This window comes from Alcaligenes ammonioxydans, assembly GCF_019343455.1.
GTDB classification, from domain to species: domain Bacteria; phylum Pseudomonadota; class Gammaproteobacteria; order Burkholderiales; family Burkholderiaceae_B; genus Alcaligenes; species Alcaligenes ammonioxydans.
Map to the genome: position 1 here is coordinate 936,845 of NZ_CP049362.1, position 13,749 is coordinate 950,593.

Below are 13,749 nucleotides of genomic sequence, written 5' to 3' on the forward strand. Positions count from 1 at the left end.
TAATGCGGATACTGGTTGTCGAAGATGAACCGACCCTGGCGGGGCAGTTGCAACAGGCTCTGGAGCGGGCGGGCTATGCCGTTCAGGTCGCTCATGATGGCGAGCAGGGTCATTATCAGGGTGAGGTGGAAGCTTTTGATGCGGTGGTGCTGGACCTGGGTCTGCCTGGCATGGATGGCGTGTCGGTGCTGCGGCGTTGGCGCGCCTCGGACCTGACCATGCCCGTGCTTATTTTGACCGCCCGTAATGACTGGCATGACAAAGTCGAGGGAATGGACGCGGGCGCAGACGACTATGTTGCCAAGCCCTTTCACATGGAAGAGCTGTTAGCCCGCATTCGCGCCTTGCTGCGCCGTGCCGCGGGACAGGTGAATCCGCGCTTGCAACTGGGCCAACTGGAGCTGGATGCGCGTTCGTCTTCAATTACCTGTGCAGGCATGGTGCTGTCGCTGACCAGCCATGAATATCGCTTGCTGGCTTTCATGATGCACCATCCTGCCCAAGTCCTGTCGCGTACCCAACTGACCGAGCATATTTATTCGCAGGACTTTGAGCGCGACTCCAACACCATCGAGGTGTTCATTGGCCGTCTACGCAAAAAGCTGCCGCCCGGCTATATCGAAACCGTGCGCGGCATGGGCTACCGTTTGGTAGACCCGCAAGCATGATTGCCGGGCGTGGTCGGGCCACCCTGGGCTCCTTGCGCAGCCGGCTCTTGCTGGGAACCCTGGCCTGGATCTTGCTCAGTATCATTCTGGCCGGGCTGGGGCTGAACCGTTTGTTTCAGGACCATGTGTATCGCCAGTTCGAGCAGCGTTTGCAGACTCATCTGGACCAGATCATGGCAGACGTCAATCTGGACGCGGCCGATGGTGTCACTTTGCAGTCGCGCCTGAGCGATCCCTTGTTTGAGCAACCTTATTCGGGCATGTACTGGCAAATTGCCCGGCGCGAGGCCGGCAGCCCGCAATGGACGGTGGCTTTGCGCTCGACCTCCTTATGGGATGAGGCCCTGGATGTGAACGCGCCCGATGCGCCCGGGGGCGTGTTGTCTTTGCCCGGCCCGGAAAAGCAGCGCTTGGTGGTGTTGCGCCAGGAGCTGGACGAGGTTAACGACAAGGGCCAAAGCCTGCAGATCATGGTGGCAGGCAACCGGGAGCTGCTGGCCGAGCCCTTGGCCCGTTTTGAGCGGATTCTGTTCCTGTCTCTGGGCGGTTTGGCCGTGGGCCTGATTTTGGCGGCCATCTTGCAGGTGGTGCTGGCCTTGTATCCCTTGCATCTGTTGCGACGCCGTTTGCTGGATGTGCAGGAAGGGCGCGAACCGCAAGTCAGCGGCAATTTTCCTAGCGAAATTCAGCCCTTGGTGGACGATTTCAATGCAGTGCTCAGTGCGAATGCAGGCATGGTGGACCGCGCACGGGCTCAGGCTGGCAACCTGGCCCATGCCGTCAAAACCCCGTTGACGATTATGGGCAACGCTGCTCAGGCGCACGATCCGCATCTGGCAGCATTGGTCAGCGAGCAGGTGGCCTTGGCCCAGCGACAGGTGGACCACCACTTGTCGCGGGCAAGGGCCATGGCGGTACGCGCCATTGGTGTGCGTACGGATGTGTCGGCCTGCCTGCAGTCCCTGTGTCGGGTGATGGGGCGTTTGCATAGCGACAAGCAGATCCATCTGAATCTGCCTGATCAGGAACTGCTTTTTAAAGGCGAGGAGCAGGACCTGCAGGAGATGGCCGGGAATTTGCTGGATAACGCCTGCAAGTGGGCGACGCAGAATGTGTGGTGCCAGGTGTGGCAGCAGGACAATGTGCTGCATCTGGTGGTGGAAGATGATGGCCCCGGCCTGGACCCGGAGCAACTGGAGCGTGTGTTTGGCCGTGGTCAGCGCGCAGATGAACGACACCCCGGTTTCGGTTTGGGACTGGATATTGTCCGTGAGCTGGCGCGCAGCTATCAGGGCAAGGTGCAAGCCAGCGCATCGGAGAAGGGGGGGTTGCGGCTGGATTTGACCTTGGCGAGTTAGGGCAGGAAGTGGAGGTGGTTCGCGGATGGAGTGGCGGGTGCGGTCAGGGCTAGGGGCGGTACTAATCACCCATGAAAAACGCCCGGCGAAGCGGGCGTTTTTTAAAGATCTGACCTCAGGCCAGCATTAGTTCCACGGGCCAGCATCGCCGCCCAGGCTGTAGCGTCCGGCACCAATCAAGCCTACGGTCAATGCGCCGATCAAGAACATGCCTTGTAGCTCCAGAACCCAGATGCCTTGGGCGTTAAAGCTGCCGATCTGGGTGCTGTGGGCCAGGAGCAAGGCAATAAGCATGTTCATGGCTACAATCAAACCGCCTGCACGAGCATAAAAACCCAGGATCATCAGGACAGGAGCAATCACTTCGCCTATGTACACGCCCCAGGCCAGAAAGCCGGGCATATTATTGGCGATCAGCATTTTTTCGATGCCTCCAATGCCATAACGTATCTTGGCAACGCCGTGCAGCAGGATCAGTACACCGACCGTGACACGCAGCAAGAGTTTTCCAAGGTCATCGCGAGACATAGAGACGCTCCATTCATGTTGTGGGACAGCAAGGTGCGTTATTGTAGAAGACCGGGTTCTTAAAAGTATGACGGAGCATTTACATGACACAAAAGCAGGCTGTCGCAGCAGAACTGGCCCCCAGCGGGGTTTTGCGTGTTGCCATGAATTACGGCAATCCCGTCCTGGCCCAGCGCGGTGCCCATGAGCAGTCCCCTAAAGGTGTTTCAGCGGATCTGGCTCGCAGTGTGGCTCAGGAGCTGGGCCTGCCGGTGCAGTTCCATGGCTATGATGCAGCCCAGGCCGTGGTTGAGGCGGTGTACCGTGACGAGTGGGATCTGGCCTTTCTGGCGATTGATCCCAAGCGTGCGGAGAAGATCCGCTTTAGCGAGGCTTATGTGCATATTGAAGGCACGTATCTGGTACGCGAGGAGTCTGCCTTTCAGACCGTGGACCAGCTGGATCGGCAGGGCGTGTGCATTGCGGTGGGCAAAGGCGCAGCCTACGACCTGTTTCTGAGCCGACATTTGAACCACGCAGATCTGGTGCGGGCGACAACCTCTGCCGATGCGATTGATCTGTTTGTGGAGCAGGAGCTGGATGCCGCTGCCGGTGTGCGTCAGCCTCTGGAGCGCTATGCGCGTTCCCGCAGCGGTTTGCGTGTATTGCCTGATAGTTTCACCGTGATTCGTCAGGCCATGGCGGTGCCATCGGAACGTACGCTGGCCCATGCCTGGATCGAGGCTTTTATTGCCCGGCAGAAAAAAGAAGGGATGGTGGCGCAGTTTCTGGCGGACAGTGGTCAGGCCAACGTCACCGTGCCGGAGTAGGGTGAAGGCGGGTGTGGAGCGCGTTTTGCAGCGCCTGCCTGAACAGGGCTTGAGCCTTGCCGGCTTCCTGACCCTTGGCTTGCAGCAGATAAATGGGCAAGTCCAGGCCATTGCTGCCCGTTGAAAACTGGATTCGTGCCAAACGCCCAGACTTCAATGAGGGACCCAGGCACGACAAGGGAAGATTAGCCCATCCCAGCCCCCGTTCCACCAGTTCCAGTGTCATGGCCAAACTATCCGTTTTCCATTGACGAAGGCTGAGCATGGATCGGTCTTTGCCGGTGTCGTTCTGCGGGCTGCTGATCACGATTTGTCTGTGGGCTTTCAACTCTTCCAGCGGGCGGGGGCCATTTTGCAGCAGGGGATGGCCGGGCGCAGCCACTGCGCTGATCGTTTCGGTCCACAGGGACTGAACAATTCCCACACTTTCCAGCTCCAGTCCGCCATAGGCAATGCACAAGTCCAGCTCGCGTTTTTTCAAGGCCTCGATCAAGGTGTCTTGCGCTGCCGTTCGCAGTTCGATGTCCAGGCCGGGATAGTGTTGCTCCAGAGCTTGCAGGGCGGTCAACGCGGGCTTGGGGTCGACATCACAGACCAGGCCCAGGCGCAAATAGCTTTCCAGACCTCCCGACAGTTCCTGCAGGTGAAGGCGTAAGGCCTGAAGGCGGCTGGCGATCAGTCTGGCATCGGGCAGCATGGCCAGCAGCTCGGCGGTGGGGACGGGTTCTCGACGGCTGCGATCAAACAGGGTCAGGTCCAGCTCTGCCTCCAGATTGGCGATGGCCATACTGACGGCGGACTGGGTGCGCCGCAACGTCCGTGCCGCTGCGGAGAAAGAACCGTGCTCCACCACGGCTAACAACAGTTCAAGATGGTCACTGGTAAGCATGGCTAAATCATCAGAAAAATTGATGGAATCTGACTTTTTCTAAAAGCTGTACTGCGGATAATCATGCTTTCTACGGTTTTAAGCAAGGATGTGTATCGTGCAGGGATGGAAAAGAAGAGTGGTGTATATCGGCCTGTTTGAATTGCTGGGCATGATGGTAGCGGCGACGGTCCTGGCTCAGTTAAGCGGCGCGGGGCCCATGCAAAGCGGTGTGCTTTCGTTCATGATCAGCACTTGCGCGGTAACGGTAAACCTGTTCTACAACATGATGTTTGAGGCCTGGGAGCGTCGTCGCCATATACAGGCTCGTACGTTCTGGCACCGGGTAGTGCATGTGGCCGGTTTCCAGCTTGTGCTGGTGTCCTTGCTGATCCCCTTAATCGCCTGGTGGCTGGATATCAGCTTGTGGAAGGCGTTTTTAATGGAGGCGGTATTGCTGGCGTTCTTTCCGCTGTTTGCCTTTTTCTATAACTGGGCATTTGATTGTATTTTTGGTCTGCCCGATTCGGTCGGCCTGAGCCCCAGCCAGACCCGCTAAGGACAAAAAGCTCCTATCCCCGTGGTTAAGGTGGGGCAAGGCTTAAGAGAACCAAAACAAAAAGGCCTTGCAGATTGCTCTGCAAGGCCTTTGAATTTTTTGGTCGGGGCGGCGGGATTCGAACTCGCGACCCTCTGGTCCCAAACCAGATGCGCTACCAGGCTGCGCTACGCCCCGACTAAGAAAAAAATTATAGCGTGTGAGAGTGAACTTGGCAAGCAAATGAGTTCTGAGTACGTAAGAAACCAAGGGTGACAGGGGGTCAGTGAACCTTGAGTGCGGTAAACGTATGTTTCTATTGAGGGATTAACTATTTTAGGTGCTTATAGTTAAGTGGCAATTTGATAACAAAGCAAGGTGTTCTTTGTTGTTTTCCATAGGGGCAGCATTCATGCACCGGGGGTAGATAAAAAAGTTGGGGGTGAATGCTGCTCATCATTTTTCCAAGAGGAGAACGCACGATGAGCCAAGTTTCACAGGGTGGGAGACTGACACGACGACACTTTCTGACCATGGTTGGGTACGCTGCGGGTGGCGCAGCGATGTATCAAGCCATGATGCGCCTGGGGCATGCCGCAGAGGGTAGTTATGACGGGCCGATTCGCCTGGAGGGTAAACCCAGGCCCGGGACCTCTGTCGTCATTCTGGGAGCGGGTCTGGCCGGTATGGTGGCCGCGTTAGAGCTGCGCAATGCCGGCTATCAGGTCAAGATTCTGGAATATCGCCACAAGGTCGGGGGACGCAACTGGACCTTGCACGGTGGGGACAGCTATACCGAGTTGGGGGGCGCCAGGCAGGATGTCAAGTTCGACAAGGATCAGTACATCAACCCTGGTCCGTGGCGCATACCCTTCCATCACCGGGCCTTGCTGGACTACTGCAAGCGGCTCAAGGTCAAGCTGGAGCCGTTTATCCAGTACAACTACAACGCTTATCTGCATAGCAAAGACCACTTCAATGGCAAGCCCCAGCGCTTTCGCCACATTCATGCAGATTTTCAGGGGCAGGTCTCCGAGCTTTTGTCCAAAGCCATCCATACCCACTTGCTGGATGCCCCCTTGTCCACAGAGGATCAGGAGAAATTGCTGGAAGCCTTGCGGAGCTGGGGCGCGTTGGACAAGAACATGGCGTATGTGAAAGGCCATACCAGTTCCGAGGTACGTGGTTTCGAGCGTGATCCGGGAGGTGGCCTGCATGCTCAACCCGAGTTTTCCGAACCGTTGAAGCTGGCTGATATTGTGCGCTCCAGCGTTTGGCACAATATGGGTATTCATGATTTGTACGAGTTCCAGCAGACCATGTTTCAGCCGGTCGGCGGCATGGATCAGATTGGCGCTGCGTTTGGTAACGAGCTGGAGGGGCTATTTACGTTTAATGCCAAGGTCACGGCCATCAAACAGAACGATGGCAAGGTGACGGTCGGCTACAAGGATCAAATCACGGGCCGTGAGCACACCGAAATGGCCGACTGGTGTGTCTGCACGATTCCCTTATCCATCCTCAGCCAGATTGATCTGGATGCCAGCAAGGCACTGCATGCTGCCATCGATGCCGTCCCTTATGCCCCTTCAGTCAAGGTCGGACTGCAGTTCAAACGCCGTTTCTGGGAGGATGACGAAGCGATTTATGGAGGTATCAGCTACACCGATTTGCCGATTACACAGATTTCCTACCCGAGCGCGGGCATGATGGCGGGCGGAAAAGGTGTTTTGCTGGGCGGTTACATGTTCGGGCCCAGCGCGGTGGAGTGGACGTCGCTCAGTCCGGAGGATCGGATCAGGAAAGCCGTGGAGTATGGCGCGCAGATTCATCCTCAGTACAAGGACGAGTTCGAGAGCGGGGTGGCCGTAGCCTGGCACCGCGTACCCTGGACACTGGGTTGCTACGGCATGTGGACGGATCAGACACGGGCTGCTCATTACGAGAACCTGTGCCAGATTGATGGTCGCCTGGTCCTGGCCGGTGAGCACGCCTCTTATGTCAACGCCTGGCAGGAAGGGGCCGTGCTGTCGGCCCTCAATGCTATTACCCGCCTGCACAGTCGGATTGTGGGCGAGCAACACGCTGATTCCCAAGGAGGGCAGTCATGATGATACGAGCACTCACGGTTTTTCTGGCTTGGGGGCTGATGAGCGCCAGTCATGCTGATACGGCAGTAGTGGGGGGCGATAAAGTGGTATTTACCCAGACTAGCGGTCAGGAAATTTATGAGCAAGTGTGTGCTTCCTGCCATATGATCGATGGCAAGGGCGCTCAGGGGGCCGGAATTTATCCGTCTTTGTCCCAGAACCCGAAACTGGGCGCACCTGCCTATGTGGTGTTTATGGTGAACCAGGGTAACAAGGGTATGCCTGGTTTTGGTGGTGTGCTCAATGACGAGCAGATAGCCCAGGTCGTCAATTACGTGCGCTCCCATTTGGGTAACGAGTTCAATGACACGGTCACGGCCAAGGAGGTGGCCGCGCAGCGCCCCAAGGAGCATCAGTATTTCGACCTGAACTAAATATGGATGGTTGACGCTATGCAGGCGATGGGTTGGAGCACGGTCTTTGCTGTGGAAATCCCCGTGATGGAGTCGGTGTTGCGGGGCACCGTGGTTTATTTCGTTCTGTTTATTCTGCTGCGCCTGGCGGGGCGGCGTGAGCTGGGGTCGTTAGGCGTTGCCGATCTGCTCATACTTTTGTTGATTGCCGATGCCAGCGGCAATGCCATGACGGGAGGCAGCAACTCCTTGACTGACGGCTTGCTGGTGGCGGCGACGATTGTAGGGTGGGGGTTTGTGGTCGATTGGCTGATGTATCAGTTTCCCGCGCTCAACAAGCTGGTTACACCCCGCAAAGTGTGTGTGGTCAGGGATGGGCAGTACCAGTGGCGGAATATGCGTCGGGAGTTTGTGACCCGCGACGAGATTCTCAGTGAAATGCGGCTGGCTGGCATCAAATCGCTCGATGAGGTCTGCGCCGCGTACATTGAGCCCAATGGCAAACTCAGTTTCTTGAAGGCGGAGCCAACTGAGACGGGTCCAGGGTAAAAGCCAAGGGCCGCAGGCAATAAAAAAGCACCGTTAAACGGTGCTTTTTTAAAATAGTGGTCGGGGCGGCGGGATTCGAACTCGCGACCCTCTGGTCCCAAACCAGATGCGCTACCAGGCTGCGCTACGCCCCGACTAAAGACAAGCATGATAGAACGAATAGCGGAGACGGTCAAGCCCCTGCTGGCAATTTTCAGCGTTTTTGCAGATGGGGCAAGGTGTAGGCTTGGGCGTGATACGCCCAACTGGGCCACAGCACATGGGCCAGGGCTTCTCGGGCCAATGTCTCATCAATCTGTTCCAGCGCTTCGTACTTGTCGGGTGCAGTATAGCGATATTGGCAAGGAGGCAGATGGGGCATCAGCACGGTCAGAATGTCGCCTTTCAGATAGCCGTAGTTCTCGAAGTACTGCATCATGGCCCGGTCGCACTCTTGACGGGTCAGGTCGCGTCCGATCATGGGGTGCTCACTGTCAATACCCATTAAAGACAGCAGGGTGGGAGCCAGATCGATCTGGCTGATAATGCGTTCGTCCTGGCGCTGGGGAACGCCGCCACCCAGAATCAGGGCAGGAATATGAAAATGACGCAAAGGCACCAGGTTGGCGCCGCCTACGCGAGAGTCATGATCGGCAACAATGAGAAATACCGTATTGTCCCAATAGTCTGATTCGCGCGCCTTGTTAAAGAAGTCGCCAATGGCCCAGTCGGCGTACCTTACGGTATTTTCGACGGTCGCGGGATCTCCCTCTACCGGAAAGCGCCCCGCGGGGTATTCCCAAGGTGAGTGGTTGCTGACGGAAAAGGCCAGTGTCAAGGTAGGCTGCTCCTTGTCCTGACTGAGCAGCTCGTGCAGCTTGTTGAACATGTCCTCGTCGCTGGCGCCCCAGGTGCCTACAAACTCAGGAGACTCGAAGCTGGATTGCTCATACAGCTCATCAAAGCCGTTACCCAGAAAAAAGCTCTTCATATTGTCGAAGTGAGCTTCGCCACCATAGATGAAGCGCGAGCGGTAGTTGTGTTCCTTGAGCAATTGGGCCAAGGTAAAAAAGCGGGTTTGCGAGCCGGGCAGGCGTAAGACCGCATCGGCCACCGTAGGGGGGAAACCGGCTGACACGGCTTCCAGGCCGCGTACTGAGCGAGTCCCGGTGGCATAGGCACGTCGAAAGTTCCAGCCCGTTTGTGCCAGCTTGTCCAGTTCGGGCGTCAGATTGGCCCCGCCCAGATTGCCGACATACTGGGCTCCAAGGCTTTCCTCCACAATCAGGACCAGATTAGGTTTGCGTGAGCGGGTTTGGCTGGGCGTTTGACGATGCAGCGTGGGCAGGCTCTCGGGGCCGACCGGCAAGGCAGCCGCATCACACACGATCTGGTTGATTTCTGCTGGGTCCATGCCGCCGTAAATATCCTCGGCAGAACGCTCGTTTTTCATGCTGTAGATAGCGTAGGCCACGTTGTACAGTGAATTGAGTGGCAGCGTGTTGAGCATGCTGTCGCTGCTCCAGGCTACCGAGGAAGGGTTGATGGGGCGGTGCGCTAAGGTACCGCGTATGGCCAGCGCGCACAGGGCGGCTCCCACCAGCATCCAGATGGGGCGCAGCCACCAGCTCATTACCGGATCGGGGGATACCTGCCCGAAGATGGCCCAGCCTGAATACACAATCAGGCCCAGTCCGATCAGGGCGATGCCGATCATCAGTCGGTAGCCTTTCCACAGCATGCCCACCACTTCCTGCGGGTGCTTCAGATAGTCCACATACAGCCGGTTGGGGCGTGTGTCGTACTCAATGATGAACTGGGGCGTGGACACTTCCAGCAAGGTCAACAGGAACCAGGCGAAGGTAAACCAGACGGCGGCGACCGTCGTCATGAGCGGATAGTGTCCCACCCAGGGAGCCAGCAAGACCACGGGGGCGCTCAGGGCGGCAATCATCAGGGCATCAATGCGCAGGCCGCCAATCAGGATAGGCAGCAGGCCACCGGCTTGGCGTACACGTGGCCATTGCCACAATGCGAAGGCCAGCCGAAAGGCGGTCAGCAAGATCAGGGCTGAGGGAACAAATACATAAACTAGATGGCGCATAAGAGTGGGGTCCTGAATCGACCTGAGAGCCACAGGTGGCGGCACGGGCATCGAATTGCACGATTGTATGTCAGTTTGCCAGGCAAGCCATGGGGTGGCGGGGCTTCATACCCTTAACGGCAGGGGACGGTGCCTGTGTGACTGGGGCGTGCCAGACAAAAAAAAGCAGCTCGCCGGAACGGACAAGCTGCTGTCAAGGAGGAGACAAGAGAGCCGGCCCCGCGCTCAGGGCCGGCTGCGGGTTCAGGCGACGCGCTGGCTAGGTTCCGTACGCGCACGGAACTGGCTGCGCTGTTGTTCGCGCAAGGCGTAGGCTTTCACCTGGCCCGCATCCTTGACATGACCATAGCCTCGGATCAGGTCGGGATAGTTGAGCCAGCGCAGAGCCACTTCCAGATTGTCTGCATCCAGGTGCGCACTGACCTCATTCAGGTCGGCCAGATAGTCCTGAATGTTTTGGCGCTCCTGACGACGCTCCTGGGTATAGCCAAATACATCCAGCGCGGTTCCCCGTAAACCTCGCAAACTGGCCAGAATCTTGAACAAGTGGCGGGTTGACGGGCCAAACTTGCTTTTGACGGGCTGGCCCTGATTGTTTTTGCGCCCCAGCAGCGGAGGGGCCAGATGGTACTGAATCTGGTAGTCCTTGCCGGGTTCACCTGCAAATTGCGCTCGCAGCTTGTCCAGAAAGGCCGGGTCGGTGTAGAGACGGGCCACTTCGTACTCGTCCTTGTAGCTCATCAGCTTGGCCAGTTGCGTGGCCGCGATACGCGTCAGCGGCAGTGTCTTGTCCTGGTCCAGACGCGACTCGCGTTCCATGATCGGCTTGATGGCGTCGCGATAACGTTGGGCCCAGGCCGGGTTCTGGTAGGCGCTCAGATGCGCTTCCATGCGCTTGATCAATGCCTGCACGCTCTCGGGAAAGGTGACCGCGCGGGCTTTGGGCGTGGCCCCTTCCATCAAGGTTTCTATGCCTTTTTCTGCAGCAAGACGACCCCATTGGAATGCTTCGCGGTTGGCTTTGACGGCCACTCCGTTCAGTTCGATCGCGCGTAGCAGACTGTCCATGTGTAGTGGAATCCAGCCGCGCTGAAAGGCATAACCCAGCAAGATCGGGTTGGCATACAGGGCGTCTCCCATGACATGTACCGCCAGGGCGTTGGCGTCCAGATAGCGGATGTCTTTGCCTACGGCGTTCTCAATGTCCGTGCAGGCGGTTTGCAATGGAAACTTCCAGTGTGCATTGCCGATCAGATCCGAGGTCGGGCTGGCCGCCGTATTGATAATGGTGTGCGTGCGGTCGCGGCTGACCCGACTCAGGACGTCGGTAGAGGCGCTGACCAGAGCATCACTGCCAATCAGCAAGGACGCCTCGCCGGTTGGAACACGGGTGGCATGCAGTTGATCGGGGCGGCGCGCAATTTGCACATGGCTCAGGACGGCACCGCCTTTTTGCGCCAGACCTGCCATATCCAGAACGCTGACCCCTTTTTGTTCGATATGTGCAGCCATGCCCAGCAAGCCACCGACAGTCACCACCCCGGTGCCGCCAATGCCAGCGATCAAGATGCCGTAGGTTCTGTCCAGGTCAGGCAGTTTGGGTAACGGCAGGTCCGCCAGATTGAAGGACTCCAGGGAGCGACCCTGGGCCTCGGGTTTGCGCACTTGCGCCCCTTTCAGCGTGACAAAGCTGGGGCAAAAACCGTTGACGCACGAAAAGTCCTTGTTGCAGGAAGACTGGTTGATACGACGCTTGGAACCCAGAGGGGTGTCCAGAGGTTCGACAGACAGGCAGTTGGATTTGACCGAGCAGTCACCGCAGCCCTCACAGACCGTGTCATTGATAAAGGCCCGCAAGGCCGGGTCCGGGTACGTTCCCTTTTTGCGGCGACGGCGCTTTTCGGTCGCGCAGGTCTGGTCATAGACCAAAATAGTGGTACCCGGTATTTCGCGCAGTTCGCGTTGGACGCGGTCCAGTTCATCGCGGTGATAAACCGGCGGATTGCCCGCCAGAGTGACGCCCTTGAATTTTTCGGGCTCATCGGTCACCACGACAATTTTGCGCGCGCCCTCGGCATGTACCTGGGCGATGACGTCTGTGACCTTCAAAATGCCATCGACAGGTTGACCGCCCGTCATGGCCACTGCGTCGTTGTACAGAATCTTGTAAGTGATATTGGAGTTGGCGGCGATGGAGGCGCGAATAGCCAGGATGCCGGAATGAAAATAGGTGCCGTCGCCCAGATTGGCGAAAACGTGCTTTTCGTCTGTAAAGGGTTGCTGGCCAATCCACGCGACCCCTTCACCTCCCATATGACTGAAAGTGGACGTGCTGCGATCCATCCAGACGGTCATGTAGTGGCAGCCAATACCGGCCATGGCGCGGGAGCCTTCGGGCACGCGCGTGGAGGTGTTGTGCGGACAACCCGAACAGAACCAGGGTTTGCGCTCGACACTGACGCGGGGCATGCGGGCCTCGCGGTCCTTGGCATCCAGAATCGCCAGGCGGGCCTGAATGCGGGCACGCAATTCCTCGGAAATATCCATGGTGCAGAGCCGACGGGCAATAGCGCGCGCAATAATCGCCGGAGACAGTTCGCCTTGCGGGGGCAGCAGCCAGGGGGAGCGCGATAGCGACCACTCGCCGCCGCCGTGTTCGGTCTCGTCAAACTTGCCGTAGACCTTGGGGCGTACATCATCGCGCCAGTTGTACAGTTCTTCTTTCAGGGCGTATTCCAGGATCTGGCGTTTTTCTTCTACCACCAGAATTTCGGTCAGACCTGTTGCGAACTGGCGAGCATCCTGGCCGTCCAGAGGCCAGATACAGCCTACTTTGAACAGCCGGATACCCAGCTCGGCACACAGCTCGTCAGACAGGCCCAGATCGGCCAGGGCCTGCCGCGTATCCAGGTAAGCCTTGCCGGCAGTCATGATGCCAAAACGGGCGTCGGGCGAATCAATCTCGACGCGGTTCAGCTTGTTGGCGCGCACATACGCCAACGCGGCGTACCACTTGTGATTCATCATGCGGGCTTCTTGTGCCAGCGGTGGGTCTGGCCAGCGGATATTCAGGCCGTCGGCGGGCATGTCCTCGATTTCGGGCAGGATAATGTTCAGGCTGTCCGGGTCCAGATCCACCGAGGCATTGGATTCCACTACTTCGGTGACACACTTCAAGGCAACCCACAGGCCCGAGAAGCGGCTCATGGCCCAGCCGTGCTGGCCAAAATCCAGATATTCCTGCACGTTGGCCGGGTATAGCACCGGGATGCCTGCCGCGGCGAAAACGTGATCGGACTGGTGGGCCACCGTGGAGGATTTGGCGCCGTGGTCATCGCCGGCCAGTACCAGTACTCCGCCGTAGCGTGAGCTGCCTGCCGAATTGGCGTGTTTGAAGACATCCATGGAGCGGTCCACGCCTGGGCCCTTGCCATACCACATGGCAAAGGTGCCATCGAAGCGGGCGCTGGGATACAGATTGGTCTGCTGGCTACCCCAGACAGCGGTAGCGGCCAGATCTTCGTTCAGACCGGGCTTGAACACGATGTCGTGTTCCTTGAGATGTTTGCTGGCCTGCCATAAAGCTTGGTCTACGCTCCCTAATGGGGAGCCCCGGTAACCAGAGATAAAGCCGGCCGTGTTCAGGCCTGCGCGCCGGTCACGCTCTTTTTGCAGCATGGGCAGGCGCACCAGAGCTTGGGTTCCGCTCATATAGGCGCGCCCCTTGGTGACGGTGTATTTGTCATCCAGGGACACGGATTCCAACATGGCCTTGTAAGGTTTGTTGAGAGGGGCATTCATGAGTTTGTCTCCTGCAGGAAGAAAGGTTTTCGTGCAAGTTGTTT

At 57.9% G+C, this 13,749-nt stretch carries 11 protein-coding genes and 2 tRNA genes; 7 read left to right on the top strand and 6 right to left on the bottom strand.

The features are described from left to right. Positions 1 to 2 precede the first annotated feature (2 nt). On the top strand, positions 3 to 668 hold the full coding sequence (locus FE795_RS04250) for a response regulator transcription factor (RefSeq protein ID WP_131071354.1): 666 nt from the start codon (positions 3 to 5) through the stop codon (positions 666 to 668). After that, positions 665 to 2,026 carry a sensor histidine kinase gene (locus FE795_RS04255; protein ID WP_003802757.1) on the top strand — a complete coding sequence of 454 codons (1,362 nt, stop codon included), beginning with the start codon at positions 665 to 667 and terminating at the stop codon, positions 2,024 to 2,026. The genes FE795_RS04250 and FE795_RS04255 overlap by 4 nt, the downstream gene beginning before the upstream one ends. Positions 2,027 to 2,152: 126 nt before the next feature. Here FE795_RS04255 and FE795_RS04260 read toward each other — a convergent pair whose 3' ends face one another. Continuing rightward, complete coding sequence (locus tag FE795_RS04260) at positions 2,153 to 2,554, bottom strand: DoxX family protein (protein WP_131071355.1); 402 nt, start codon at positions 2,552 to 2,554, stop codon at positions 2,153 to 2,155. 83 nt (positions 2,555 to 2,637) lie between these two features. Between FE795_RS04260 and FE795_RS04265 the strand changes: the two genes are divergently transcribed. Next, positions 2,638 to 3,363 carry a transporter substrate-binding domain-containing protein gene (locus FE795_RS04265; protein WP_003802752.1) on the top strand — a complete coding sequence of 242 codons (726 nt, stop codon included), beginning with the start codon at positions 2,638 to 2,640 and terminating at the stop codon, positions 3,361 to 3,363. On the opposite strand, the gene FE795_RS04270 is transcribed toward FE795_RS04265, so the two are convergent. Then, positions 3,347 to 4,252 (bottom strand): LysR family transcriptional regulator, encoded by a 906-nt coding sequence (locus FE795_RS04270; RefSeq protein WP_219235745.1) that lies wholly within the window; start codon positions 4,250 to 4,252, stop codon positions 3,347 to 3,349. The genes FE795_RS04265 and FE795_RS04270 overlap by 17 nt on opposite strands. Positions 4,253 to 4,349: 97 nt before the next feature. Between FE795_RS04270 and FE795_RS04275 the strand changes: the two genes are divergently transcribed. After that, complete coding sequence (locus tag FE795_RS04275; protein WP_039943594.1) at positions 4,350 to 4,790, top strand: PACE efflux transporter; 441 nt, start codon at positions 4,350 to 4,352, stop codon at positions 4,788 to 4,790. 100 nt (positions 4,791 to 4,890) lie between these two features. On the opposite strand, the gene FE795_RS04280 is transcribed toward FE795_RS04275, so the two are convergent. After that, positions 4,891 to 4,967: transfer RNA gene (locus FE795_RS04280), tRNA-Pro, on the bottom strand. 284 nt (positions 4,968 to 5,251) lie between these two features. Here FE795_RS04280 and FE795_RS04285 point away from each other — a divergent pair. From FE795_RS04285 to FE795_RS04295, 3 genes are read left to right on the top strand one after another with little or no spacing between them, the layout of a single operon-like run. Further along, positions 5,252 to 6,880 carry a flavin monoamine oxidase family protein gene (locus FE795_RS04285; RefSeq protein WP_131071357.1) on the top strand — a complete coding sequence of 543 codons (1,629 nt, stop codon included), beginning with the start codon at positions 5,252 to 5,254 and terminating at the stop codon, positions 6,878 to 6,880. Then, positions 6,877 to 7,293, top strand: a complete 417-nt coding sequence (locus tag FE795_RS04290) for a c-type cytochrome (protein ID WP_081050103.1) — start codon at positions 6,877 to 6,879, stop codon at positions 7,291 to 7,293. Before FE795_RS04285 ends, FE795_RS04290 begins: the two co-directional genes overlap by 4 nt. A 6-nt stretch (positions 7,294 to 7,299) precedes the next feature. Further along, positions 7,300 to 7,821 (top strand): DUF421 domain-containing protein, encoded by a 522-nt coding sequence (locus FE795_RS04295; protein ID WP_230406260.1) that lies wholly within the window; start codon positions 7,300 to 7,302, stop codon positions 7,819 to 7,821. Between the two features lie 57 nt (positions 7,822 to 7,878). Here FE795_RS04295 and FE795_RS04300 read toward each other — a convergent pair. The 3 genes from FE795_RS04300 to FE795_RS04310 form a co-directional block, all read right to left on the bottom strand. Then, positions 7,879 to 7,955: transfer RNA gene (locus FE795_RS04300), tRNA-Pro, on the bottom strand. A 59-nt stretch (positions 7,956 to 8,014) separates the two neighbouring features. Beyond that, positions 8,015 to 9,904, bottom strand: a complete 1,890-nt coding sequence (locus FE795_RS04305) for an LTA synthase family protein (protein WP_219235747.1) — start codon at positions 9,902 to 9,904, stop codon at positions 8,015 to 8,017. Between the two features lie 243 nt (positions 9,905 to 10,147). Further along, entirely contained in the window at positions 10,148 to 13,705 is a 3,558-nt protein-coding gene (locus tag FE795_RS04310; RefSeq protein ID WP_219235749.1) for an indolepyruvate ferredoxin oxidoreductase family protein, read from the bottom strand. Positions 13,706 to 13,749 lie beyond the last annotated feature (44 nt).

Excerpts from the sequence above, each read along its gene's own strand:
- FE795_RS04255 (WP_003802757.1), top strand. The coding sequence starts at position 665 with ATGATTGCCGGGCGTGGTCGGGCCACCCTGGGCTCCTTGCGCAGCCGG.
- FE795_RS04310 (WP_219235749.1), bottom strand. The coding sequence starts at position 13,705 with ATGAATGCCCCTCTCAACAAACCTTACAAGGCCATGTTGGAATCCGTG.
- FE795_RS04305 (WP_219235747.1), bottom strand. The coding sequence starts at position 9,904 with ATGCGCCATCTAGTTTATGTATTTGTTCCCTCAGCCCTGATCTTGCTG.
- FE795_RS04295 (WP_230406260.1), top strand. The coding sequence starts at position 7,300 with ATGGTTGACGCTATGCAGGCGATGGGTTGGAGCACGGTCTTTGCTGTG.
- FE795_RS04260 (WP_131071355.1), bottom strand. The coding sequence starts at position 2,554 with ATGTCTCGCGATGACCTTGGAAAACTCTTGCTGCGTGTCACGGTCGGT.
- FE795_RS04265 (WP_003802752.1), top strand. The coding sequence starts at position 2,638 with ATGACACAAAAGCAGGCTGTCGCAGCAGAACTGGCCCCCAGCGGGGTT.
- FE795_RS04270 (WP_219235745.1), bottom strand. The coding sequence starts at position 4,252 with ATGCTTACCAGTGACCATCTTGAACTGTTGTTAGCCGTGGTGGAGCAC.
- FE795_RS04290 (WP_081050103.1), top strand. The coding sequence starts at position 6,877 with ATGATGATACGAGCACTCACGGTTTTTCTGGCTTGGGGGCTGATGAGC.
- FE795_RS04285 (WP_131071357.1), top strand. The coding sequence starts at position 5,252 with ATGAGCCAAGTTTCACAGGGTGGGAGACTGACACGACGACACTTTCTG.
- FE795_RS04250 (WP_131071354.1), top strand. The coding sequence starts at position 3 with ATGCGGATACTGGTTGTCGAAGATGAACCGACCCTGGCGGGGCAGTTG.